Raw genomic sequence first — 23,467 nt, 5'->3', positions numbered from 1 at the left:
CTATGTCTTGGTTTAAAAGGAAAACAAAAGGTATAACTACAACAACCGAAGAAAAAAAGGACACCCCTAAAGGTCTTTGGTACAAATCTCCAACAGGTAAAATTGTGGATGCGGAAGAACTAGAAAGAAATTTCTATGTAAGTCCAGAAGATGGTTATCATGTTCGTATTGGAAGTCATGAATATTTTGAAATACTTTTTGATAATGATTTCAAAGAATTGGATGCTAATTTAGAATCTAAAGATCCCCTAAAATTTGTAGACACCAAAAAATATCCTGAAAGACTAAAGGCTGCTCAAGAAAAAACACATTTAAAAGATGCTGTTCGCTCTGCTGTTGGCAAATCCAAAGGAAAAGATTTAGTCATAGCTTGTATGGATTTTGCCTTTATTGGTGGTTCTATGGGAAGTGTTGTTGGTGAAAAAATTGCTCGAGCTGCAGATTATTCTTTAAAAAATAACATTCCATTATTAGTCATTTCAAAATCTGGTGGTGCCCGTATGATGGAAGCCGCTTTGTCATTAATGCAATTAGCAAAAACATCCGTAAAGTTAGCTCAATTAGCCGATGCTGGCATTCCTTATATTTCATTATGTACAGACCCAACTACTGGAGGCACTACAGCATCTTTCGCTATGCTTGGCGATATTAATATTGCCGAACCTGGAGCCTTAATAGGTTTTGCGGGTCCTAGAATTGTAAGAGATACTACAGGTAAAGAATTACCTGAAGGGTTTCAAACATCTGAATTTTTATTAGAGCATGGCTTTTTAGATTTTATCACTCCTAGAAAAGAGCTTAAAGATAAAGTAAATCAATACTTAGATTTAATTTTAAATCAGCCTTTAAGAGCTTAAGGACAAAAACATAACTTATTGACCTGATTGATTTTCAACCAATCAGGTCTTTTTGTTTAAAAGATTTGCAAATCATTAAAAATTACTATATTTGCCGCTCGAAAGATAGACTTTCGTGTACATAAAAATTATTTACAACAATATTAGCATGTATTTAGATCAAAAAGAAAAAGAAGCCATCTTTACTAAACACGGTAAAAACAGTAAAGACACAGGTTCAGCAGAAGGACAAATTGCGTTATTTACGCTTAGAATCAACCACTTAACAGAACACTTAAAAAAGAATCGTAAAGATTATAATACAGAGCGTTCATTGGTTAAACTAGTAGGAAAGCGTCGTGCTTTATTAGATTACTTAACTAAGAAAGATATCTTAAGATATCGTGCCATAGTAAAAGAATTAGGATTAAGAAAATAATAAAAAGAGGCTTTTCAGCCTCTTTTTTGTTTTGAATATAACTCCGCGAAGAGTATAAAAGCGCATTGAAGAAGCTTATTATAGTTTTTCATTGGTCACAAACAACAACTACACACAACAACACAATGACCATTGTTTAATTAGAATTAAAAAATTTATGATTCCAAAAGTTTTTAAAGAGGTCATTGACCTTGGTGATGGACGTACAATTTCCATCGAAACCGGAAAATTAGCAAAACAGGCTCATGGTTCTGTTGTTGTTCAGTCAGGAAAATGTATGTTGTTATGTACAGTTGTTTCAAATTATAGTGCCAGTCCTGGTATTGACTTTTTACCATTAACAGTAGACTACCGCGAAAAATTTGCTGCTGCCGGTCGTTACCCAGGCGGTTTCTTTAAAAGAGAAGCAAGACCAAGTGATGGTGAGGTATTAACCATGCGTTTAGTAGACCGTGTGTTACGCCCATTATTCCCAAAAGATTATCATGCAGAAACACAATTGATGATTCAATTAATGTCTCATGATGAAAATGTAATGCCAGACGCTATGGCTGGTTTAGCTGCTTCGGCTGCTATTCAGTTATCTGATATTCCTTTTGAAACACCTATTTCTGAAGTAAGAGTTGGTCGTATAGACGGTCAGTTTATCATCAATCCAACCTATGCCCAATTAGAACAATCTGATATCGATATGGTCATTGGAGCGTCAGCCGATTCAGTAATGATGGTTGAAGGTGAGATGAAAGAGATTTCAGAAGAAGAAATGGTTGAAGCTATTAAATTTGCACATGATGCTATTAAAGTACAATGTGCTGCTCAAATAAAATTGGCTGAGGCTTTCGGTAAAAAAGAAACTCGCGAGTACGAACCTGAACCTGAAGATGAAGCGTTAGCTAAGAAAGTACACGATTTAGCTTATGATAAAGTATATGCTGTTGCAAAAAAGGCCTCAGCAAAACATGAACGTGGGGCTGCTTTTGATGCTATAAAAGAAGAAATCAAAGCAACATTTACAGAAGAAGAATTACTAGAAGTTGGCGGTTTAGTGTCAAAATATTTCTATAAAGCTGAGAAAAAAGCAGTTAGAGATTTAACCTTAAATGAAGGGTTACGATTAGACGGTCGTAAAACTACAGACATCAGACCGATTTGGTGTGAGGTTGATTATTTACCATCTACACATGGTTCCTCTATATTTACTCGTGGAGAAACTCAAGCCTTGGCAACCGTTACTTTAGGAACTTCTAGAGAAGCAAATCAAATAGACATGCCATCGTTTGAAGGCGAAGAGCGTTTCTATTTACATTATAATTTCCCTCCTTTTTCAACTGGTGAAGCCCGCCCATTAAGAGGTACCTCTCGTCGTGAAGTTGGACACGGAAACTTAGCGCAACGTGCTTTAAAAGGTATGGTGCCCTCAGATTACTCATATACAGTAAGAGTAGTTTCAGAAGTATTAGAAAGTAACGGATCATCGTCTATGGCAACAGTTTGTGCTGGTACTATGGCACTTATGGATGCTGGTGTACCTATTAAAAAACCAGTTTCTGGTATTGCTATGGGTTTAATTACCGATACGGAAACAGGAAAGTATGCTGTATTGTCTGATATTTTAGGTGATGAAGATCATTTAGGTGATATGGACTTTAAAGTAACTGGTACGGCTGATGGTATTACGGCTTGCCAAATGGATATTAAAGTAAAAGGTCTTTCCTATGAAATTTTGGTAAATGCTTTAAAACAAGCACAAGCAGGACGTTTACATATTTTAGGAAAACTGGTAGAAACCATTGCGCAACCAAATGCAGATGTGAAACCACATGCTCCTAAAATGATAACCAGAATTATTCCTAATGCCTTTATTGGTGCATTAATTGGACCTGGTGGAAAAGTAATTCAAGAGCTACAAAAAGCTACTAAAACAACTATTGTTATTAATGAAGATCCAATTACTGAAGAAGGTATTGTTGAAATTTTAGGAACAAATCAAGAAGGTATTGATGCTGTTTTGGCGAAAATTGACTCATTAATGTTTAAGCCAGAAGTTGGTGGTACTTACGAAGTGAAAGTAATAAAAATGCTAGATTTTGGAGCGGTTGTTGAATACACACAAGCCCCTGGAAATGAGGTTTTATTACACGTAAGCGAATTAGCTTGGGAACGCACTGAAAATGTTACCGACGTAGTAAATATGGGTGACGTTTTTAATGTGAAATATTTTGGTGTAGATCCAAAAACACGCAAAGAAAAAGTATCTCGTAAAGCATTGTTAGAAAAGCCAGAAGGGTATGTAGCAAGACCACCAAGAGAAAATAACGACCGTGGTGGACGTGATAACAGAGGCGGCAATCGTGATAATCGCGGACGCGATAATCGTCGTGATGACAGAAGACCAAGAGAAGACAGAAAAGAAGATTAAGTTCTCTTTATTCTTATAATATAAAAGCTGCCAAATTTATTTTGGCAGCTTTTTTTATGAAGAAACATCAAAGTTTTAGCCTTTAGTTTTTAATCTTTCTTGTCAAACTTCCGTATCTTTGTACCAATAAAACTCCTAATGAAAATGAACAAAAAAGTCATCCTTATGATTCTTGATGGCTGGGGAAAGTCACCAGACCCAAAAGTATCAGCCATAGACAATGCCAATACACCTTTTATAGATTCTTTATATACAAAATACCCTAACGCATCTTTACGAACCGACGGTTTACATGTGGGCTTACCAGAAGGACAAATGGGAAATAGCGAAGTGGGTCATATGAACCTGGGTGCTGGGCGTATTGTGTATCAAGATTTAGTAAAAGTTAATTTAGCTGTTCAAAACAAAACATTAAATACTGAAAAAGTAGTGGTTGACGCTTTTCAATATGCTAAAGACCATAATAAAAGTGTTCACTTTCTTGGTTTATTAAGTGATGGAGGTGTGCATTCGCACTTTTCACATTTATATGGCTTGGTTGATGCTGCTAATGACTTTGGTTTGAAAAAAACCTTTGTTCATGCTTTTACAGATGGTCGTGATGTGGATCCGAAATCTGGTGCTGGTTTTATTTCAAATTTAGAAAATCATTTAATTAATACTCCAACAAAACTAGCCACCGTTACAGGGCGCTATTATGCCATGGATAGAGATAAACGTTGGGAACGTGTAAAATTAGCCTATGATGCCATAGTAAATAGTGTTGGTGAGAAATCATCTAATGTTGTGGCTTCTGTTGAAAAGAATTATGAAGATGATATTACCGATGAATTTATAAAACCAATCATTGCTGTTGATGCTAACAATAATCCTATTGCTTCCGTAAAAGAGGATGATGTGATTATTTTCTTCAACTTTAGGACGGATAGAGGTCGTGAACTTACTGAAGCTTTGTCACAACAAGATTTCCACGAACAAAACATGCATAAACTTAATTTGTATTATGTAACGCTTACCAATTATAACGATGCTTATAAAAACGTGAAGGTTATTTTTAATAAAGACAATCTAACTGAAACGCTTGGTGAAGTGTTGTCAAAAAATAATAAAAAACAGATTAGAATTGCTGAAACGGAAAAATATCCACACGTAACATTTTTCTTTTCGGGTGGACAAGAAAATCCGTTTGAAGGCGAAACCAGAATTTTAAGGAATTCACCAAAAGTTGCTACCTACGATTTAAAACCGGAGATGAGCGCTTTTGAATTAAAAGATGCTTTAGTTCCAGAACTTGAAAAAGGTGATGTTGATTTTGTATGTTTAAACTTTGCTAATGGGGATATGGTTGGTCATACGGGTGTGATGGCAGCCGCTATTAAAGCTTGTGAAGCAGTAGATGCGTGCGTGAAAGACGTTGTAACCACAGCCTTAGATAATGGCTATACGACCATACTGATTGCAGACCATGGTAATTGTGAAACCATGATTAATCCTGATGGTTCGCCCAACACAGCACATACCACAAATCCAGTACCTATTATTTTAATTGATAACGATTTAAAACATATTCAAGATGGTGTTTTAGGTGATATCGCTCCTACTATTTTAAAATTAATGGGTATTGAACAACCAAAAGCAATGACAAGACATTCCTTAGTTTAACATAGAAAAATTTTTTTTTAATAAATCAAACCCCAGATTGATGAATTTTAATGATGCTCTTATCATTGCTGTTGATTTTGATGGAACTATCGTTGAAGATGCCTATCCTAAAATTGGTAAGCCCATCCTTTTTGCTTTTGAAACCTTAAAAAAACTTCAGGAAGAAGGACACCGTCTTATTTTATGGACGTATAGAAGTGGAGACAAACTTGACGAAGCTGTTAAATTTTGCGAAGAACATGGTATCCATTTCTATGCCGTGAACAAGAGTTTTCCTGAAGAAGAATTTGATGGCGCAGTTAGTCGAAAAATCCATGCCGATTTATTTATTGATGATAGAAATGTGGGAGGCTTTATGGGCTGGGGTGAAATTTATCAATTACTTGTAAACTCAGACGCGAGTCCTATTCCAATAGAAAAGAAAAAAAGTTTTTTTGATTTTTTAAAATAATTTTCCTCATAACTAAAAATTTCACCTCCATACTATTCATCATTTATAACATTTTTATTTTAAGTATCTTTGCCATTATTTTTTAAAAGATGATTGTAGTAAAAACAAGAGAAGAGATTGAATTAATGCGTGAAAGTGCATTAATTGTTTCCAAAACATTAGGAATGCTGGCTAAAGAAGTTAAACCTGGAGTCACCACAAAACAATTAGATACACTAGCTGAAGATTTTATTAGAGCGCAAGGTGCCTTACCAGGCTTTTTAGGGTTGTATGACTGCCCTTCTACCCTTTTAACCAGTGTGAATGAAGCCGTAGTTCATGGTTTACCTACAGATATTCCCTTAAAAGAAGGCGATATCGTTTCTATAGACTGCGGTGCTTTAAAAAATGGATTTTATGGCGACCATGCCTATACTTTTGAAATAGGTGATGTGGCTCCAGAAACAAAAAAACTCATTCAAGTCACCAAGGAATCATTATATGTTGGTATCAGAGAATTCAAAACAAACAATCGAGTGGGCGATGTTGGTTTTGCTATTCAGCAGTACTGTGAAAATCATGGCTATGGCGTGGTTAGAGAATTAGTTGGCCATGGTTTAGGGAAAAAAATGCATGAAGATCCAGAAATGCCAAACTACGGAAAACGTGGGAGAGGTAAAAAATTTATTGAAGGCATGGTGGTTGCCATCGAGCCAATGATAAATATGGGTACACATCGTATAAAACAACTTAAAGACGGTTGGACCATCGTAACTCTAGACGGTAAACCAAGTGTACATTTTGAACATGATGTTGCCATTATTGATGGTAACCCGGAAATACTTTCCACCTTTGCCTATGTGCATGAAGCATTAGGCATAACTTCTAATGAAGAAGACGAATTTAGACAAAAAACTTTAGTTCTTTAAAAATCCATATGACCCCAATAAAATTTATTGAAAACGAACTTGAACCTTTAAGAGCTCAACTTAACAATCATAAATTATATAGTGCATTAGAATCTATAGACGATATTAAAATTTTTATGCAACAGCACGTTTTTGCTGTATGGGATTTTATGTCGCTTTTAAAATCACTTCAAAATCATTTAACGACAACAACGATCCCATGGACTCCTGTTACTAATCCTGAAACTTCGAGATTTATTAATGAAATCGTTTTAGGTGAAGAGAGTGATATCAATGAGTTAGGTGAACCAAAAAGTCACTACGACATGTATTTAGACGCCATGAATCAAATAGGTGCTAGTACAACTCAAATTAAAGATTTTGTGAATTTTATAAAAGAAGGGAATTCTGTAAATGATGCTGCTATGCATGTGAATTTGAATAATGAAACATTCAAATTTATCCAATTCACTTTTAATGTTATAGACACTAATAAACCACATGTTATTGCGTCTGCATTTACTTTTGGAAGAGAAGATGTTATTCCAGATATGTTCTTTCAAATAATAAATCAATCTAAAACAAAAGATAATTCATATAGTAAATTAACCTATTATTTGAAGAGACATATAGAACTGGATGGTGATGAACATGGTCCTTTATCATTAAAAATGATAGAAGCATTATGCGGGAATGACGACCTTAAATGGGCTGAAACTTTGCAAACAGCCAAACAAGCATTAGCTCACAGATTAGCTCTTTGGGATGCAATTTATAAATTAATAAATTCAGCAAAAAAAGTTGAAGCTTAAAATTCTTGAAAAAACTTTTCAAAATAGTTCTAAATACCATACCTCGACCTTTCTTAATAAGGCTTAGTTATATTATTAGACCCATTTTGGCGTTTTTTTTAAAAGGAAATACATTTACCGACCCCATTGATGGCAAACATTTTAAAACCTTTCTTCCTTATGGCTATGGTAACCAACGCAATAATGTACTATCGCCTTCAACTTTAAGTTTAGAAAGGCATAGGCTATTGTGGCTATATTTAAAAAATGAAACCGATTTTTTTACTGCCAATAAAAAAGTATTGCACTTTGCTCCAGAACAGGCTTTTTACAAACGTTTTAAAGGCATGAAAAACCTGGATTATACAACAACCGATTTAAATTCGCCATTGGCAGACGTAAAGGCAGACATTTGTAACCTTCCATTTAAAGATAATGCGTTTGATATTATTTTTTGTAATCATGTATTAGAACATATTCCTAATGATACCAAAGCCATGCAAGAATTATATCGTATTTTAAAAGTTGGTGGCATGGGCATTTTTCAGATTCCGCAAGACTTAAAACGTGAAACTACTTTTGAGGACAATACCATCATCAACAAAAAAGAACGCGCTAAAATTTTTGGACAGTATGACCATGTGCGTGTATACGGCCTAGATTATTTCGACAAATTAAGAACCATTGGTTTTAAAGTGGAAGCCGTTGAATATACAGCTAAACTTTCAGAAGAAGACATTATAAAATACTGCTTAGCCAAAGGTGAAATTATTCCTGTTTGCTATAAATAAAAACATTAAATAGCATTAAGTTTAGTATCTTGAAAAGATATTTAAAATATAATCGGATTAATTCCGATAAAAATTTTGGGTTCTTTTCCAGTCACATTAAAACGAATACATGCTTAATCAATTAAAATTCATAATTACTAAAACATATCATTTAAAAGATAAAATTGCATTTTATCCTAGTATCATAGCTTTATCGGGAATCGTATTTTCTTATGTCATGTTCTATTTAGAGAAAAATGGCATTAGTAAATATTTATTGGAGGTCGCTCCAGAAATAGTTGTAAATAATACAGAAACTTCAAGAACACTTTTAACCACTTTTATAGCAGGACTCATTTCAATAATGGTATTCAGTTTTTCTATGGTTATGATTTTATTGAACCAAGCCTCTAACAATTTTTCTCCGCGTCTATTACCGGGGTTAATTTCAAACAAAAGGCATCAAATCATTTTAGGCATTTATATTGGAACTATTATCTATTGCATCATCATATTAGTATCTATCGAAGAAAACAGCAATAAATATCAATTACCAGGTTTCTCTGTATTAACTGCTATATTTTTAATGCTAAATTGCTTGGCAGCCTTCATTTATTTTATTCATTCCATATCTCAACAAATACAGATTAGTCATATTATGCATGAGATTTTCAAGATTTCCAAAAAGCGCCTCATAGCACTTATTGAGAAAGAAAACGATGCTAAAATTGAATTTCCCAATACTTCTTCATTTAAAACATACCATACTCCAAAAACGGGTTATGTTACAAATATGGCTCTACATAATATAGCCGAAATAGCTAAGAAGCATGAAAGTAAAATTGCAACTGAAATTATTAAAGGTATGTTTGTTTTAGAGGGAGAAGCCGTTTTTAAGTCTGAAAAAGAACTGGATGAAGAGACGGTAGACCAAATAATGAGTCAATTTAGCTTTACAGATAATGAATTAGTAGAAGACAATTATGTACTGGCTTTTAAACAGCTTACCGAAATAATTGTAAAAGCCATGTCTCCAGGAATAAATGATCCTGGAACAGCCTTGAATGCTATTGATTATTTATCACAACTTTTTTCTATTAGACTAGATAAAAAAGATTTGAGTTACACATTTATAGATGAAGAACCTTGGGTATATATAAAAACCATAAATTTTGAAACATTACTTTATCAAGTCATGGTAGCTATTAGAACCTATTGCAAACAAGATGTTATAGTGGTTCAAAAATTAATTCAATTGTTGTTTTTATTGAAAAAGAAATCGAAAAAAGAAAATTACACAAAAGCTATCGAAGAAGAAATTAATTATTTGAAAACAGATATTAATTTAGCTATTAAGAATGAAAAGGATTTAGAATTTCTCAATAAACTTATCGGAAAAAATGATTGATTTTCTAGCTTTAATTAGGAAATCCATTCAAAGCTAAGGTTTCAAATTCCTTTTTGTCGTTTTCAAAAATTAAAAACACTTTTAATTCTGGATGGCTTTTTAAAAATGCTTTTATTTTTTGTATTCCCATCGCATCAAAAGCGGTAGCATAGCCATCGGCTGTTTTACAATCTTTAGCAATAACAGAAATGCTCAATAAATTTGTTTTACTAGGATAACCCGTTTTAGCATCGATGATATGTGCATAACGATTACCATTGTCATCCACTTTAAATTTTCTATAGGTTCCAGACGTTGCCATACATTCATTATGCAATGGAATAGCTTTCATAATGGATTGGGTTTGGTCAAAATGGGGCATCTCCACGCCCACTTTCCAATCCGATTTTTTTTCAACATTAATCCCTCTGGTTCTGATCTCACCACCAATTTCTACCAAATAATTATCAATATGCTTACTTTCTAAAAACTCACCAATAACATCTACGCCATAGCCTTTGGCAATCGCATTAAAATCAATAAAAGTGCCTTGGGGCTTTGTTATTTTATGGCCAACTAACTTGACTTTATTTAAACCAACTGAAAGCATTAAGCTATCAATTTTTAAACTATCCAGATTGATTATTTTTCCTTCGGGACCAAAATCCCATGCATTTACAACAGCTCCAATAGTGGGGTCAAAAACACCTTCAGTTTCTTTATAAATATCTTGCGAAGCTTTAAAAACCCTTATAAAATGTTCATCTACTAAAACATCTTCATTTCTATTTAACTTTGAAATATCTGAATTCTCTAGATAAGTGGACATGGATTTATTAATGATATAGAACAAACTATCAAACTCCTTTTCAAAGTTAATTTCAGAATTATATGTAATATGATATGATGTGCCAAAAACAGCACCTGAAAGCTTGGTATTAATCGATTTATTTTCACAAGAAAAACAACCCACTAAAATTAATAAAGTTAAAATTCTGTTCATATACTATTAAGATTATGTTTACGAGATTCCTGTTTTTGCAGGAATGGCAAGTTAATTCAAATTAGTTTCTAAAACCTGAATACCATTGTATTCTATTAGGTATTCTTCGTTCAAATAAATGGGAAGGTCTTCTCCTTTTGGATTGCCAATACCAACCCCCGCATATAATACCTTAGCATCTTGCTCTCTAGCATGTTTTTTAAAAGATTCCATCCAAATCACATCATAATTATTGGGGTTTTCTGGTAATATAACAGCTCTTACTATTACGAAATAATACTGTTTTTTTTTATCCATGCAAACAAACTGCGGATGCTTTTTAAGCTTACTATTAATAGCAATAAAATCAAACCCTCTTGATTCTAATTCCTTACCAACATGATTCATGGCTAAATTGTGTAGTTCTTGCTTTGTAAGTGGTTTGCTCATAGTGCAAAAGTAAAATAAATGTTCTGATTGATGATGACATTTATAATGCATTTCGATATAACAATAAAAACAAACTTTTAACACCTTAAGTTATTATGAAAGCATGTCATTTTATTTACACGTTAAGTCTATTTCTAGTTTTTTCTTCTTGTGGACAAAAACAAAATACGGACGCTTCAGAGATTGGTTATGATTTTGAAAATTATCAAGAAGATATCGACAGCCTTTATACTGAAAATATTAATACACAAAAAATGAATATTAAAATAAAAGGTTACCAAATAATAAACAAACAGTTTGGAATTCCTGTTGGCACCATGCACATTCCTGATTCATGGGAGATAGTTGAAAAAGACAAAGTTCTATTTGAATCACTTGACCGTGTTAAGGTTTTTATCGAATCCTTCAAGTCTTACTACTTTTCTAACGACCAGCAAGTAAACTATTTGTATTCTCAACAAAACAACATTGAGATAAAACCAGTTAAAAGTTTGGACAGGCTATTAAAAGAAGATATAATACCCGTAGTTCAATCTCAAGGTCTTAAATGGGTTAATCAATTTTCTTTACCAGAACTGGCTCAATTTGACAAACGTTTTGACAGCTACCTTTATAAATCTATTCCAGAAAACAAACAATTCCAATGTGTTGTTGCTGAATTTTTAGACAAAAATGGTATTAAATCTATGTGCATAGTACGTTATTACACCTGTTATTATTCTGATGCTGGCGGTGTGGGCTGGGGCTATACTTTAAATGTTATGGAAGCCCCAAAGACCGTTTATGAAAAAGCCAAAAAAGATTATATAAACGCTTTAGTAAACTTTCAAATAAATCCGCAATGGGTTCAGGCCAATAACCAGTATTATGCCCAACTCACTCAACAAAGCACAGCAGCACACCAAAAACGCATGGCTGCCATTAAATCGTATGGGCAAACCATATCAAACAATGGAAACACATATAGTTCCATATTAGATAGTAACCATGAAAGCTGGTTGCGAAGAAACGGGATGAACGATGCTGGACATTCTAATACCATTAATGGGGGCGTTTGGGAAAGAACCACCGTCACAAACCCCAACACGGGCCAAGGCTATCAAGTTGAAGGCAATAATAACTACTACTGGGTCAACAATAATGGGGAATATATAGGCACCGACAATTCTCTTTACGACCCTAGATTAGATAACAATGTGAACACCCAAGATTGGTCTCAATATGATATTGAAAATTAAAAATTTAAAAACTGATGACATGTCAATATCAAATCGATATAGAATAAAACTTTATAATCAATAAAATATGAAATCAACAAAACTCTTCTTTTTAATTTTAATCGCATCAAGTATTATTTCTTGTAGTTCAAATGATGATAATGCCGCAAATTTAGCGGGTGCCACTTCTATACAAGGATGCCTAAATGTAGTTGGACCTACTGCTGTATATTGGGACGCCGCCAACGGCATTCCTACACCATTTAAAAATATTCCAATGGTGGCAAATCCTCAAGGGACTTTTAACCATCCAGATGTTTTTACAAACATACGATTTACAGTACCCCAAGGGTATACAGCAACACCTTTATCTGTACAAAATTTAGCGTTTGGTGTAGACTTAAGGAGATCTAACAATGATGTACAAAATAAAGTATTATGGCGATATTATCCATTGGTTTCCTTTGCGACATCAAATATTGATCAAATAAGAGCTTTTGCAATCAATGATTTTTTAGTAAATGAGTATGGTTTCAATGGTACTCCAACTGTGGATTGTTCGACTCCAAATCAAACGGCAGACTTTGGAGGAATCACTAGAACTGTAAGCAACAGAGCTATTAGGTTTGGAAATACCAGAGCTATTATTTCTATTGCTGTTGTGCCAACACCTCTTGGAAGCTCTGCTTCAATTTCAATCTCAGCTGGACCTATTAATGAATACGATGATTTGGTAATGAATGTATTTTTCCCAATTACATTTGAATTACTACTCCCTGACCGAGAAACACTTTCTGATAGAGATGGCGACGGAGTTCCAGATATATATGATAGAGAACCCGATAATCCTAATGTTCAATAAAGTAAAGTCATGAAACATCTTGTTATTTTCATTTTACTCCTTTTAAGCATTCTAAGTTCTTGTTCAAAAAAGGACACTAATGATGAGCCATCTAGTTCATGTCCAGAAACCAATACATCTCTGCCCCTAATTCTTGGTGAGTGGCAATTTACAGGAACCATCATTAATGGTGAATTATTGATTGAAGATTGCGATTTACTAACAACTGCAACTATAGACAAACATCAATTTAAATGGATAAATTATGGTGGAACCAACTGTTCTGAAATTACACATTACGATACTTGCTATGCTATTGAGGGTAATAAGGTGATTTATATAAACGAAGAAGATGGTAACGGCGAACCTTTTTACCAAGAAATAGAAACTTTAAATGAGACCGAACTTGTTTTAAAAAGACAAACCAATACTGATGTCGTAACTGAAAATTTTAAAAGAATAAACTGATTATAAAAATTAATAAAAATGAAAAACATAATTAACATGCAAATCAAGCATAAACTGCTTTTGTTATTATTATTTAATTACTTAATATTTTCATGCAGTAGCAACAACAGTCCAAATGAAGAACCAACTACATCTGGCACAAATGTATATGCCGTGGGTTATGAGATCAATGGCAATATCCATGACGCAAAACTATGGACAAATGGGAAAGCAAGCGTACTACAAAATAAAAATCTACCCGGAGATGCGAATGCCGTGTATGTTAGCGGAAACGATGTCTATGTTGCTGGGGAAGAACTTTCGGGGAGCAACTATGTTGCCAAAGTATGGAAAAATGGTACTGGTACAAATTTAACCGATGGCTCACAAAACGCAAACGCAAATTCTGTATTCGTTTCTGGCAACGATGTTTATGTGGGTGGTTACGAGATGTCCAATATAGGAAAGGCTGCAACTATTTGGAAAAATGGTGTAAAAACAAACATCTCAAATGGTATACAATCTCATATTTCATCCATAACTGTTTCAGGAAGCGATGTTTATGCCGTTGGCTGGCAAACACCAGTTTCTCAATACTTGGCAACTATCTGGAAAAACGGCATAGCCACCAAGCTTACCGATGGCACAAAATATGCCATAGCAAACTCCATTTATATATTTGGGAATGATGCATATGTTGCCGGAGTTGAAGAAAACAACTTAGAAAAAAAAGTTGCCAAAATATGGAAAAACGGTGTAGCAACAAATCTTTCAGACGGCACTAAAAATGCTGAAGCATTTTCTGTATTTGTAGTTGGCAGCGATGTTTATGCCTGTGGCTTTGAAAATAATGAACCAGGTCAACCCATTGCTATATTATGGAAAAACGGAATTGCTACAGCCCTATCAAACACTTCTTCCTCTGCATTGGCGCATGCCATTTTTGTAATGGGTGATGATGTATATGTTGTTGGTGAAGAAACTATAAACAATGTAAAAGTTGCAAAACTTTGGAAAAATGGCGTAGAATCAAATTTGTCTGATGGCAAAAATTATGCCTCTGCAAATTCGGTTTTCGTGAAATCAAACCAAGATTAAAACATACACAAAAGCTAATGGTCGAATTATTAATCATTTAATAGCTAAGTATTGTACTGAAGGCAAATAATTTATATATTTCCTCTTGTTATTTTTTTATGGGGGAAATAAATAAATCAAAACATCAGTCGCAATTAATTAGCGCAATAAAAAACAACGATTCAGTTGTATTGAAATCGCTATACACATCAAATTACAATAAAATTGAATTGTTGGTTTTAAGAAATAGCGGGACAAAGGAAGATGCTAAAGATATTTATCAAGATGCTTTTATAGCTGTTTGGAATAATATTAAGAATAACACTTTTATCCCCGTGAACGAAAGAGCCGTTCAAGGATATTTATACACGATTGCAAAAAATAAATGGATGGATATTTTAAAGTCTTCCCGGTTTAAAAAAACACAATATGGCTTTAGCAACCCATCTTTAGTTGACAAAAGTGACTATGTTGAAGACGTAACCGATAAAAACCTAGAAAACGAAAAACTAGTTTCTACCATGGAAGCCTTTAAAATCTTAGGACAACCTTGTAAAGAACTATTAACAATATTCTATTTTGAAAAAAAATCGTTGCGTGATATCGCTATTCAATTACAAATTGATGAAGCTTCTGCGAGAAACAAAAAATATCGTTGCATGGAAAAATTGCGAAACATGGTTATAGCCCCTAAATAATTAGAAATTGAAAGAAAAAAGCAACATATCACAAGAATTACTAGAAACTATAGAATGTTACTATAACAATTCTATGGACCGTGATGACCGTATTATTTTTGAAAAAAAACTTCAAGATAGCCCTGAATTTAAAGAACAGGTTGAAGATATAAAAACCATGCTTTTAGGCATTGAAACCCAAGCATTAAAAGAACAGCTAGATGATTTTCATAAAGAAATACCACTTGAGAAAAATAAAATTCGCTTTTTACAACCCCTAAAAATAGCTGTAGCAGCCGCTATAATTATTGCTTTTGGATGTTTTTGGTTTTTTAGTGGTTCATCAAACCAAAAACTATACGCAAAATATTTCACCCCTGACCCTGGTTTACCAACAACCATGAGCAATAGTGATGACTTTGAATTTTACGATGCTATGGTAAACTACAAACATGGTGATTACGATAAGGCCATACAAAAATGGCAAGTGTTATACCAAAAACAAGCAACCAACGATACTATAAATTACTTTTTGGGTCTTGCCTATATGAGCCATGACAAAATAGAAGCAGCTAAGCCTTTTTTACAAAAAGTAACAGAAACCAAAAAGCCCTTTCCCTTTTTAAGTGAAGCCTATTATTATTTAGGATTGGCCTATTTAAAAGAAGGGCAAATAGAATTAGCAAAAGAAAACCTTGGTTTAAGTAATACAGAGCAAAGCCAAAAGTTGTTAAATGAATTAAAAAATTAATACTTTGATAAAATGCTCAGATCCCAGTTGTTTTACAATTGTATTATTAGCATCCTTTTATTTTGCTCCCTAAAAACAACTGCCCAAACAGAAAAACAATTCTCCATAGATGCCATTAATAATCTAATAGCAAAAGATTCTACTAGCAAAGCTTTAGGTGCTATTAACACAGCCATCAATCAATTAAAAAAGAATAAAAATTTTGATAGCTTACCCTTCTACATATATCCTTTAGGAAAAACATTCATTCTTAAGAATGATCTAGAAAAGGCGAAAACTACTAGTAGAGATTTGCTGACTTTTGTTGAAAATTCTAATCCCATTTCTAAAACTCGTTATCTTGCCAATATAGAATACTCAAAACTATGTTTAGATTTAGGCAATCTCCCAGAAGCTCTAAAACATGCCTCATTAGCAAAAACACTTGCCTACAAATTAAATGATGAAACCTTAAAATTAGAAAGTGAGTATTATATAGCCGATTATGGTATGAAAATGGGACAAATTGACGTCCTGGATAACCATATAAGAAAAGCCAAAAACATATTAAAAAACAACCCAAAAACCTCATTTAAAATATCGGCTAGAGTATATAACCTGCTGGGCTCTTTAATGTATTATCATTCTAAACAAGACAGTGCTGTTTACTATTTTGAAAAAGCCTTGAAAAATATTCCTTCTTTAGATGATAATGCTGAAAACAAAATGTACCTACCTGCCATACTAAAAGGCAATTTGGCTTTAATAAAAGTAAATCAGGCAAAGCTTCAAGAAGCTAAAACGCTTTTAGAAGCCTCTATAAAATTCAACAAAGCATTTCTAGATAAAGAAAAAAACCATCCATTAACAGCTCGTGTGAAACGAAATTTCCTAATAGGATATTCCACCTTAAATGGGATTTACTTCGATTTAGGAGACTTTAAAAAATCGGATGTTATTACAAATATGGCCCTAGATTATGCCTCCAAAAACTTTCCTGAAAATACACAAGAATATTTCATAGCAGCTCTAGGTGTTGCGCAGGTTAAGGCCGAAAAAAAAGAATTTGACAACGCACTTTTTTACTTAGACAAAGCGAAAAAAAGTTTAGAAGGTATTGAGGGAGAAAACTATCAGCTAAACGCTTTTTTATTTGACAATTATGCTAATGTTTACTATAACCTGAACAAACAAAAAGAAGCTATTAGCTATTGGGAAAAAAGTCATGAAAACTATAAAAAATCTAATCCAAATGCTTTCGATGTTAACAGCCTTTATTCTGATATGAATTTGGCCATCGCTTATTCTAAAGCTGATGAAGCAAATAAAGCCATTAGTACCATTGAAGCCCCTTATGAATATTTTTCAAAAACTGAAGGAGAGAAAAGCTTCCTAACAAAAGCTATCATGCTCACTTACTCCAACGTTTTTCTAAACTTAAAACGGTATGAAGAAAGCCTTGAGTGGAGCAATAAATGTTTAAATCTTTATTTTGAAAATGATACTATAAATGGGCTAAATAAAATTTACTTTGATGATAATAAAGCCGATATATATATTGTAAACGCCAAAGCCAAATACTACAATCAAAAAACAAAAGATAGTACTTTTTTAAAAAGCCTGCTACCTAACATCAATAAAGCCATACGTGCCATTGAACAGAGAAAAACGTCTTTATCTTCTGTAAAAGACATCAACACACTTATTGAAAACAACAATCAAATTTTTGAATTTGCAAAAAAAATAAACCTAGAACTCTACAATAAAACCAAAAACCCTAGTTATCTCGAAAAAACAATTAGCCTTCACGAGTCTGCACTTTATAACAGAATTAGAGCTCGCCTAAATTCAAAACCCATTTCTTTTTCAAACATCCCAACGGAAATAACCAATAGAGAAAACCAGTTAAAAAATGCGTTAAACGAAGAAGATAATATTGAATTGATCATAGCAAACAACAAAGCTTGGAATACCTTTTTAGACACACTAAAAAACAATTATCCTAAGTATTACAAAATGCGTTATGCTACCATTGAGCAGCCTTTAAAAAACATGTACAATAAAATACCCAGCAAAACTTCTGTTGTAAGATATTTATATATAGACGATGGTTTGTATGCTTTTATTAGTTCAAAAAGTAAAAAAAACATATATAAACTAGACTCTAAAAATATTTTAAATTATATCAACCAATTAGGAGATAACCGTTTGGGTTTAGAGGATACTTCATTAGGACTCTATCAATTATACACAAATCTTTGGAAACCTTTTGAAAGTGAAATAGCTACGGAAAATGTTATTATCATTCCAGATAGAGAATTATTCAATTTAAGTTTTGAAAGCTTAACACCAAAAAAAATAAAATCATTTAAAGAGCTTGCCACAAATAGCCTTCTTGCAAAATATAATATAGCATACAACTACAGTTTATTTCTAATAGATAACAATAAGAATAACATCCATTTTAAAAGCGATTTCATTGCTTTTGCACCAGAGTTTAACGACAAAATGAAAAAAGATTATAAGATTGCTTTTACAGACTCGCTTTCCGTTGATAAAACCTATCTCAATCTTTTGCCACAACCATTTAGCGTAGATTTGGCAAAAAAATATTCAAAACTTTTTAATGGTTCATCATTTATCAATGAAAAAGCCTCAAAACAAATTTTTGAAAAAGAGGCCAAAGAACATAAAATTATACATATTGGTACACATGCTGAATCTAATAATATTACTCCAGAATTATCACGCCTAATTTTCGCAAAAGACAGTTCAACCAAAGATAATTCACTATATACTTTTGAAATATATAATGAAAACCTAAACTCTAACTTGGCTATTTTAACAGCCTGTGAAACGGGGAAACCAACCTATCAAGCAGGAGAAGGCATGATATCTCTAGCCCATGCATTTAATTATGCTGGCAGCGAAAGTATTTTAACAAGCTTATGGAAAATTGATGAAAAATCGAGTGCAAAACTTATAGAGCTGTTTTATGAGAACATTAAAAAAGGATTACCCAAGGACAAAGCGCTGAAAGAGGCCAAATTACAATATATCTTAGAAGCACAAGACAGAACTGTGTCACCACAATATTGGGCTGGCTTAGTGCTTATTGGAAATACAAATCCTATTGTATTCACAGATTCTTCTTACACTTTAACATATATCATAATCTCTGGAATAATACTGATTCTTGTTTTGATTTATGTATTCAAAATTAAAAATATCAAATTTTGAAAAATTACATATCTAACAAAATTGGTTCGACTTACTTAATAATGTTAAAAATGTTTAACTTTAAAATCGTTAAATAACTTAATAAGTACATGCCAAAACATCCTGCTTCCAAAAAAATAAGCCTTTTCTTAGGACCTCTTTTATTTATTCTTTTTCAATGTTTACCTTTTGAAATGCTTTCTGAAAAAGCAGATACTGTCATTTCCATTGGGATATGGATGGTTATTTGGTGGATTACAGAGGCGGTTTCTATTTCTGTAACATCTTTGTTGCCCTTATTACTATTTCCATTATTTAAAGTTATGAATATGGATGCGGTTGGTGCTAATTATGGTAGCCCAATTGTCTTCTTGTTTTTTGGAGGTTTTGTACTTGCTTTAGCCATCGAAAAAGTGAATTTACATAGACGCATCGCCTTAACCATTATAAAAAAAACGGGAACAACACCAAATAAAGTCATTCTTGGTTTTATGATGGCTACTGGATTTATGAGCATGTGGATTAGTAATACAGCTTGCACGGTCGTTATGTTGCCCATAGCCCTTTCGGTCATATCATTATTAACGAATGATTCTGATGGACTTACAAAGCAGGATCAAAATTTTGCGCTTAGCGTTATGTTAGGCATTGCATTTTCTGCAAATGCAGGTGGTATTGCAACCGTCATTGGAACGCCACCAAATTCTGTATTAATAGGTTTATTGGAAAATCAATACCACATTGAAGTATCCTTCTTTAAATGGATGCTAGTAGGCTTACCTGTTTCAATCATCCTAATTACTATTATTTATGTTGTCATGGTAAAATGGATGTTTCCAAATAAAGGTCTTGTTTTTAATGCATCAAAAGATGTTATTAATAAAGAGTTACTAAAACTGGGAAACACATCGCCCAAAGAAAAACAAGTACTTGTTATCTTTAGTATTATGGTTTTTTTATGGATTTTTAGGGTTCCTATTAATTCTTTGATTCCAGGATTGGGACTTTCTGACACCATGATAAGTATATTTGGTGCCCTAGCATTATTCACGATCCCATTCAACTTAAAAAAAGGAGATTTTATTTTACATTGGAACGATACACAAAAACTATCTTGGGGCATTTTAATATTATTTGGAGGTGGTTTGGCTTTGGCAAATGGGATGTCTGAAAGTGGCATCATAGAAATAATTGCTGTATCAATTTCTAAAAGCCATATCAGTATACTGTTAATGGCTGCACTACTTATAACATTAATGTTATTCATGACCGAATTGATGAGTAATGTCGCTTTAACTGCTGTATTAGCCCCAGTAATAGCAGGTATAGCTATTGGTTTAAATATGCCGTTGCTTTATTTATTAATCCCTGTAACCATTGCCAGCAGTTGTGCTTTTATGCTGCCCATGGCAACACCACCCAATGCCATCGTTTTTGCTAGTGGTTATATAAAAGTGAGTCAAATGGCAAGCGTAGGGTTGGTTCTTAATTTAATTTCGGTTCTATTATTAGTATTAGTGTTTAAATTCTTAGTGCCATTGGTGTTCTAATAAATTATAGTTTTTGGATTAATCATTTTTTTTTTCTAATTTAGAAAATACAAACTTCCAAATTATGAAAACTCCAGTCCGTTTAGAACAAGCCATCCAAAAACTATATGTAGCATTTCATAATAATACATTACACCCTGAATGCTGTAAACAATGTGCTGTAGGCAATATTTTAGATAATAGAGAAGATTGGAAGCATCTTACAGACAGTCATGGTTCCATAGAGTTAAATTATATTGGTAAAGTTCATGAAGTTCTTGGCCGTAAATTTAATGGTTATTCCCCTTTAGAATTACTAAAAATTGAAGCTATATTTTTAGAAGCTTGTGGGTATAGATTGCCACTTCATCACAAAAATAAAAATCCTGAAAACCCAACAGATAAGGACGTTTTATTTAATGGCTTATGCGCTGTCGTAACTTTTCTTTGTGGGATAGACAATGTGCCGAATGTTATGGATTATTCTAAATTATTTGAATATGAAAATGATAAGCCAAAACATAAACTAGGAATTTTAATTTAAGTTAACACCTTATAAAAAGTAAAAACCCAGCTTAATAATTAAGTTGGGTTTTTATTCTTTATAGGTTTAGAGATTATCCTCCAAAATCGTCAAATCTGATGTGCTCATCTGGGATTCCAAAATCTTCTCCCATTTTTTGAACTGCTTTGTTCATTAATGGTGGTCCACAGAAATACAATTCAATATCTTCTGGTGCTTCGTGTTTACTTAGATAATTATCAATCACACAATTGTGGATAAATCCAACAAAACCATCTCCAGGCGAATTAATATCTTCTTTTACTTTCCAGTTATCTTCAGGTAAAGGTTCAGAAAGTGCTAAGTAGAATTTAAAATTAGGAAAATCTTTTTCCAATGCTCTAAAATGTTCTAAATAAAATAACTCACGTTTAGAACGTCCACCATACCAATAGGTTACTTTTCTATTTGTTTTTAAGGTTTTGAATAAGTGATATAAGTGAGAACGCATAGGAGCCATACCAGCACCACCACCAACATACAACATTTCAGAATCAGAATCATTGATAAAGAACTCCCCGTAAGGCCCAGAAATAACTACTTTATCGCCTTTTTTCTGATTGAAAATATATGAGGATGCTATTCCTGGATTGACATCCATCCAGCCATTCTTATTTCTATCCCATGGTGGTGTAGCAATACGAACGTTTAACATAATTTCACGTCCTTCTGCTGGATAAGACGCCATAGAATAGGCTCTTTCAACAGTTTCGTTATTTTTCATAACCAAGGACCATAGACCAAATTTATCCCACTCCGCTTGAAATTTATCAGGAGTTTCATGCTCTTCAGGATGTGCTGTAATATCTATATCAGAATACTTTACTTCACATTGTGGAATTTCAATTTGAATATACCCACCTGCTTTGTAGCCCATATCTTCTGGAATTTCAACTACAAATTCCTTAATAAAAGATGCTACATTATAATTACGCACCACGGTTGCTTCCCATTTTTTAATACCAAACACCTCTTCTGGAATGGTAATATTCATATCCTGTTTTACTTTAACCTGACATGCTAAACGAGCACCGTGTTGTAATTCTTTACGGGTGAAATGAGGTGTTTCTGTTGGAAGTGCTTCACCGCCTCCTGAATTCACATGGCATTCACATTGAATACAGGTTCCACCACCACCACAAGCTGATGGCAAAAATATTTTTTGATTGCCTAACGTTGAAAGCAATGAACCTCCAGAACTTACTTCAATCTCTCTCTCTCCATTAATGGTGATTTTTACGGGTCCTGATGGAGACAATTTTTGTTTAACGACTAATAATAAGGTTACTAATAATATAGTAATTATCAAAAATACAGTTACCGTCGCTATAACTGTTCCTAATGTGCCTACTGCTAAAATCGTCATATTACTTAATTATTTCAGTGTTATTAGCTAACTGCTTTTTTACTTTGTCTTTATTAGCTGGTTCTTCAACCTTTACTGTTTTGGTTTCTTTCTTTGCATCATCTCCTCCAGTTAACATACCTCCAAAACTCATAAACCCAATAGCCATTAACCCTGTAATGATAAATGTAATACCAAGACCTCTTAAAGCTGGTGGTACATTAGAATATCTGATTTTTTCCCGGATAGCTGCAATAGCTAGAATAGCCAAAAACCAACCAATACCTGAAGAAACTCCATACACTGTAGCAAGTCCTAATGTAGGTATTTCACGCGATTGCATGAATAAAGAACCACCTAAAATAGCACAGTTAACAGCTATAAGCGGTAAAAAAATTCCTAGTGAATTATATAATGATGGTGAAAATTTTTCAACTACGATTTCTACCAATTGTACCATGGTCGCAATGGTTGCAATAAACATGATGAATGATAAAAAACTTAAATCATAATCGGCATAATCTTGACCCAACCAAACTAAGGCTCCTGGTTGTAAAAGATAATGATCTAATAACCAGTTTAACGGCACCGTAATAAGCATTACAAAAATAACGGCAGCTCCTAAACCTACTGCTGTAGCTACTTTTTTAGATACGGCTAAGAAAGAACACATCCCTAAGAACGTGGCAAAAACCATGTTATCTATAAATATTGATTTGAAAAATAATTCGATATATTCCATAATTTTT

Annotated in this window: 22 protein-coding genes; 18 read left to right on the top strand and 4 right to left on the bottom strand. The window is 33.3% G+C overall.

Features of this window, described 5'->3' with window-relative positions:
* Window positions 1-2 precede the first annotated feature (2 nt).
* The 9 genes from accD (at window position 3) to DKT72_RS09980 (ending at window position 9,663) form a co-directional block, all read left to right on the top strand.
* Complete coding sequence (gene accD, locus DKT72_RS10020) at window positions 3-857, top strand: acetyl-CoA carboxylase, carboxyltransferase subunit beta (protein WP_111308597.1); 855 nt, start codon at window positions 3-5, stop codon at window positions 855-857.
* Between the two features lie 148 nt (window positions 858-1,005).
* Complete coding sequence (gene rpsO, locus DKT72_RS10015) at window positions 1,006-1,275, top strand: 30S ribosomal protein S15 (RefSeq protein ID WP_111308596.1); 270 nt, start codon at window positions 1,006-1,008, stop codon at window positions 1,273-1,275.
* A gap of 157 nt (window positions 1,276-1,432) precedes the next feature.
* Window positions 1,433-3,694 carry a polyribonucleotide nucleotidyltransferase gene (locus DKT72_RS10010; RefSeq protein ID WP_111308595.1) on the top strand — a complete coding sequence of 754 codons (2,262 nt, stop codon included), beginning with the start codon at window positions 1,433-1,435 and terminating at the stop codon, window positions 3,692-3,694.
* 144 nt (window positions 3,695-3,838) lie between these two features.
* On the top strand, window positions 3,839-5,356 hold the full coding sequence (gene gpmI / locus DKT72_RS10005; RefSeq protein ID WP_111308642.1) for a 2,3-bisphosphoglycerate-independent phosphoglycerate mutase: 1,518 nt from the start codon (window positions 3,839-3,841) through the stop codon (window positions 5,354-5,356).
* A gap of 40 nt (window positions 5,357-5,396) precedes the next feature.
* Window positions 5,397-5,807, top strand: coding sequence for a BT0820 family HAD-type phosphatase (locus DKT72_RS10000; protein ID WP_111308594.1), 411 nt, complete (start codon window positions 5,397-5,399; stop codon window positions 5,805-5,807).
* Window positions 5,808-5,896: 89 nt separating this feature from the next.
* A complete protein-coding gene (map, locus tag DKT72_RS09995; RefSeq protein WP_111308593.1) occupies window positions 5,897-6,715 on the top strand; it encodes a type I methionyl aminopeptidase in 819 nt (272 codons plus the stop codon).
* Between the two features lie 8 nt (window positions 6,716-6,723).
* The gene (locus DKT72_RS09990) at window positions 6,724-7,506 is read left to right on the top strand and encodes a DUF3050 domain-containing protein (RefSeq protein ID WP_111308592.1); all 783 of its coding nucleotides are present in this window, start codon (window positions 6,724-6,726) and stop codon (window positions 7,504-7,506) included.
* A 5-nt stretch (window positions 7,507-7,511) separates the two neighbouring features.
* The gene (locus DKT72_RS09985) at window positions 7,512-8,276 is read left to right on the top strand and encodes a class I SAM-dependent methyltransferase (RefSeq protein ID WP_111308591.1); all 765 of its coding nucleotides are present in this window, start codon (window positions 7,512-7,514) and stop codon (window positions 8,274-8,276) included.
* Between the two features lie 109 nt (window positions 8,277-8,385).
* Window positions 8,386-9,663 (top strand): DUF2254 domain-containing protein, encoded by a 1,278-nt coding sequence (locus tag DKT72_RS09980; protein ID WP_111308590.1) that lies wholly within the window; start codon window positions 8,386-8,388, stop codon window positions 9,661-9,663.
* A 10-nt stretch (window positions 9,664-9,673) separates the two neighbouring features.
* Here DKT72_RS09980 and DKT72_RS09975 read toward each other — a convergent pair whose 3' ends face one another.
* The gene (locus DKT72_RS09975; protein ID WP_111308589.1) at window positions 9,674-10,645 is read right to left on the bottom strand and encodes an FAD:protein FMN transferase; all 972 of its coding nucleotides are present in this window, start codon (window positions 10,643-10,645) and stop codon (window positions 9,674-9,676) included.
* Between the two features lie 51 nt (window positions 10,646-10,696).
* On the bottom strand, window positions 10,697-11,074 hold the full coding sequence (locus tag DKT72_RS09970) for a DUF8840 domain-containing protein (RefSeq protein WP_111308588.1): 378 nt from the start codon (window positions 11,072-11,074) through the stop codon (window positions 10,697-10,699).
* Window positions 11,075-11,169: 95 nt separating this feature from the next.
* On the opposite strand from DKT72_RS09970, the gene DKT72_RS09965 reads away from it, so the two are divergent.
* The 9 genes from DKT72_RS09965 (at window position 11,170) to DKT72_RS09925 (ending at window position 21,355) form a co-directional block, all read left to right on the top strand.
* Window positions 11,170-12,312 carry a hypothetical protein gene (locus tag DKT72_RS09965; protein WP_111308587.1) on the top strand — a complete coding sequence of 381 codons (1,143 nt, stop codon included), beginning with the start codon at window positions 11,170-11,172 and terminating at the stop codon, window positions 12,310-12,312.
* Window positions 12,313-12,379: 67 nt separating this feature from the next.
* Complete coding sequence (locus DKT72_RS09960) at window positions 12,380-13,153, top strand: hypothetical protein (RefSeq protein WP_111308586.1); 774 nt, start codon at window positions 12,380-12,382, stop codon at window positions 13,151-13,153.
* 9 nt (window positions 13,154-13,162) lie between these two features.
* Window positions 13,163-13,600: a lipocalin family protein gene (locus tag DKT72_RS09955; protein WP_111308585.1), complete on the top strand. Its 438-nt coding sequence runs from the start codon at window positions 13,163-13,165 to the stop codon at window positions 13,598-13,600.
* Between the two features lie 18 nt (window positions 13,601-13,618).
* A complete protein-coding gene (locus DKT72_RS09950) occupies window positions 13,619-14,677 on the top strand; it encodes a hypothetical protein (protein WP_111308584.1) in 1,059 nt (352 codons plus the stop codon).
* A 170-nt stretch (window positions 14,678-14,847) separates the two neighbouring features.
* Window positions 14,848-15,354: an RNA polymerase sigma factor gene (locus DKT72_RS09945; RefSeq protein WP_162623288.1), complete on the top strand. Its 507-nt coding sequence runs from the start codon at window positions 14,848-14,850 to the stop codon at window positions 15,352-15,354.
* A gap of 7 nt (window positions 15,355-15,361) precedes the next feature.
* Entirely contained in the window at window positions 15,362-16,084 is a 723-nt protein-coding gene (locus DKT72_RS09940) for a tetratricopeptide repeat protein (RefSeq protein WP_111308582.1), read from the top strand.
* Window positions 16,085-16,096: 12 nt separating this feature from the next.
* Entirely contained in the window at window positions 16,097-19,303 is a 3,207-nt protein-coding gene (locus DKT72_RS09935) for a CHAT domain-containing protein (protein ID WP_111308581.1), read from the top strand.
* A gap of 89 nt (window positions 19,304-19,392) precedes the next feature.
* Complete coding sequence (locus tag DKT72_RS09930) at window positions 19,393-20,832, top strand: SLC13 family permease (protein WP_111308580.1); 1,440 nt, start codon at window positions 19,393-19,395, stop codon at window positions 20,830-20,832.
* Between the two features lie 64 nt (window positions 20,833-20,896).
* Window positions 20,897-21,355: a Na(+)-translocating NADH-quinone reductase subunit F gene (locus DKT72_RS09925; protein ID WP_111308579.1), complete on the top strand. Its 459-nt coding sequence runs from the start codon at window positions 20,897-20,899 to the stop codon at window positions 21,353-21,355.
* A 73-nt stretch (window positions 21,356-21,428) separates the two neighbouring features.
* Here DKT72_RS09925 and nqrF read toward each other — a convergent pair whose 3' ends face one another.
* Together nqrF and nqrE are read right to left on the bottom strand one after the other, a co-directional pair.
* Window positions 21,429-22,739 (bottom strand): NADH:ubiquinone reductase (Na(+)-transporting) subunit F, encoded by a 1,311-nt coding sequence (gene nqrF / locus DKT72_RS09920; protein WP_111308578.1) that lies wholly within the window; start codon window positions 22,737-22,739, stop codon window positions 21,429-21,431.
* Between the two features lies 1 nt (window position 22,740).
* The gene (nqrE, locus tag DKT72_RS09915; protein WP_111308577.1) at window positions 22,741-23,460 is read right to left on the bottom strand and encodes an NADH:ubiquinone reductase (Na(+)-transporting) subunit E; all 720 of its coding nucleotides are present in this window, start codon (window positions 23,458-23,460) and stop codon (window positions 22,741-22,743) included.
* Window positions 23,461-23,467 lie beyond the last annotated feature (7 nt).

Origin of the sequence: Confluentibacter sediminis, from assembly GCF_003258355.1 — a bacterium.
Lineage (GTDB): Bacteria > Bacteroidota > Bacteroidia > Flavobacteriales > Flavobacteriaceae > Confluentibacter > Confluentibacter sediminis.
Note: the sequence above shows the minus strand (reverse complement) of the source record. Positions and strands in the feature narration are given on the sequence as shown.

Bases quoted from the DNA above. Each gene is read 5' to 3' on its own strand.
- DKT72_RS09935 (WP_111308581.1), top strand. From the start codon at position 16,097: ATGCTCAGATCCCAGTTGTTTTACAATTGTATTATTAGCATCCTTTTA.
- DKT72_RS10000 (WP_111308594.1), top strand. From the start codon at position 5,397: ATGAATTTTAATGATGCTCTTATCATTGCTGTTGATTTTGATGGAACT.
- accD (WP_111308597.1), top strand. From the start codon at position 3: ATGTCTTGGTTTAAAAGGAAAACAAAAGGTATAACTACAACAACCGAA.
- DKT72_RS09990 (WP_111308592.1), top strand. From the start codon at position 6,724: ATGACCCCAATAAAATTTATTGAAAACGAACTTGAACCTTTAAGAGCT.
- rpsO (WP_111308596.1), top strand. From the start codon at position 1,006: ATGTATTTAGATCAAAAAGAAAAAGAAGCCATCTTTACTAAACACGGT.
- DKT72_RS09975 (WP_111308589.1), bottom strand. From the start codon at position 10,645: ATGAACAGAATTTTAACTTTATTAATTTTAGTGGGTTGTTTTTCTTGT.
- nqrF (WP_111308578.1), bottom strand. From the start codon at position 22,739: ATGACGATTTTAGCAGTAGGCACATTAGGAACAGTTATAGCGACGGTA.
- DKT72_RS09965 (WP_111308587.1), top strand. From the start codon at position 11,170: ATGAAAGCATGTCATTTTATTTACACGTTAAGTCTATTTCTAGTTTTT.
- map (WP_111308593.1), top strand. From the start codon at position 5,897: ATGATTGTAGTAAAAACAAGAGAAGAGATTGAATTAATGCGTGAAAGT.
- DKT72_RS09980 (WP_111308590.1), top strand. From the start codon at position 8,386: ATGCTTAATCAATTAAAATTCATAATTACTAAAACATATCATTTAAAA.
- DKT72_RS09970 (WP_111308588.1), bottom strand. From the start codon at position 11,074: ATGAGCAAACCACTTACAAAGCAAGAACTACACAATTTAGCCATGAAT.
- DKT72_RS10010 (WP_111308595.1), top strand. From the start codon at position 1,433: ATGATTCCAAAAGTTTTTAAAGAGGTCATTGACCTTGGTGATGGACGT.
- DKT72_RS09930 (WP_111308580.1), top strand. From the start codon at position 19,393: ATGCCAAAACATCCTGCTTCCAAAAAAATAAGCCTTTTCTTAGGACCT.
- DKT72_RS09925 (WP_111308579.1), top strand. From the start codon at position 20,897: ATGAAAACTCCAGTCCGTTTAGAACAAGCCATCCAAAAACTATATGTA.
- gpmI (WP_111308642.1), top strand. From the start codon at position 3,839: ATGAACAAAAAAGTCATCCTTATGATTCTTGATGGCTGGGGAAAGTCA.
- nqrE (WP_111308577.1), bottom strand. From the start codon at position 23,460: ATGGAATATATCGAATTATTTTTCAAATCAATATTTATAGATAACATG.
- DKT72_RS09955 (WP_111308585.1), top strand. From the start codon at position 13,163: ATGAAACATCTTGTTATTTTCATTTTACTCCTTTTAAGCATTCTAAGT.
- DKT72_RS09950 (WP_111308584.1), top strand. From the start codon at position 13,619: ATGAAAAACATAATTAACATGCAAATCAAGCATAAACTGCTTTTGTTA.
- DKT72_RS09960 (WP_111308586.1), top strand. From the start codon at position 12,380: ATGAAATCAACAAAACTCTTCTTTTTAATTTTAATCGCATCAAGTATT.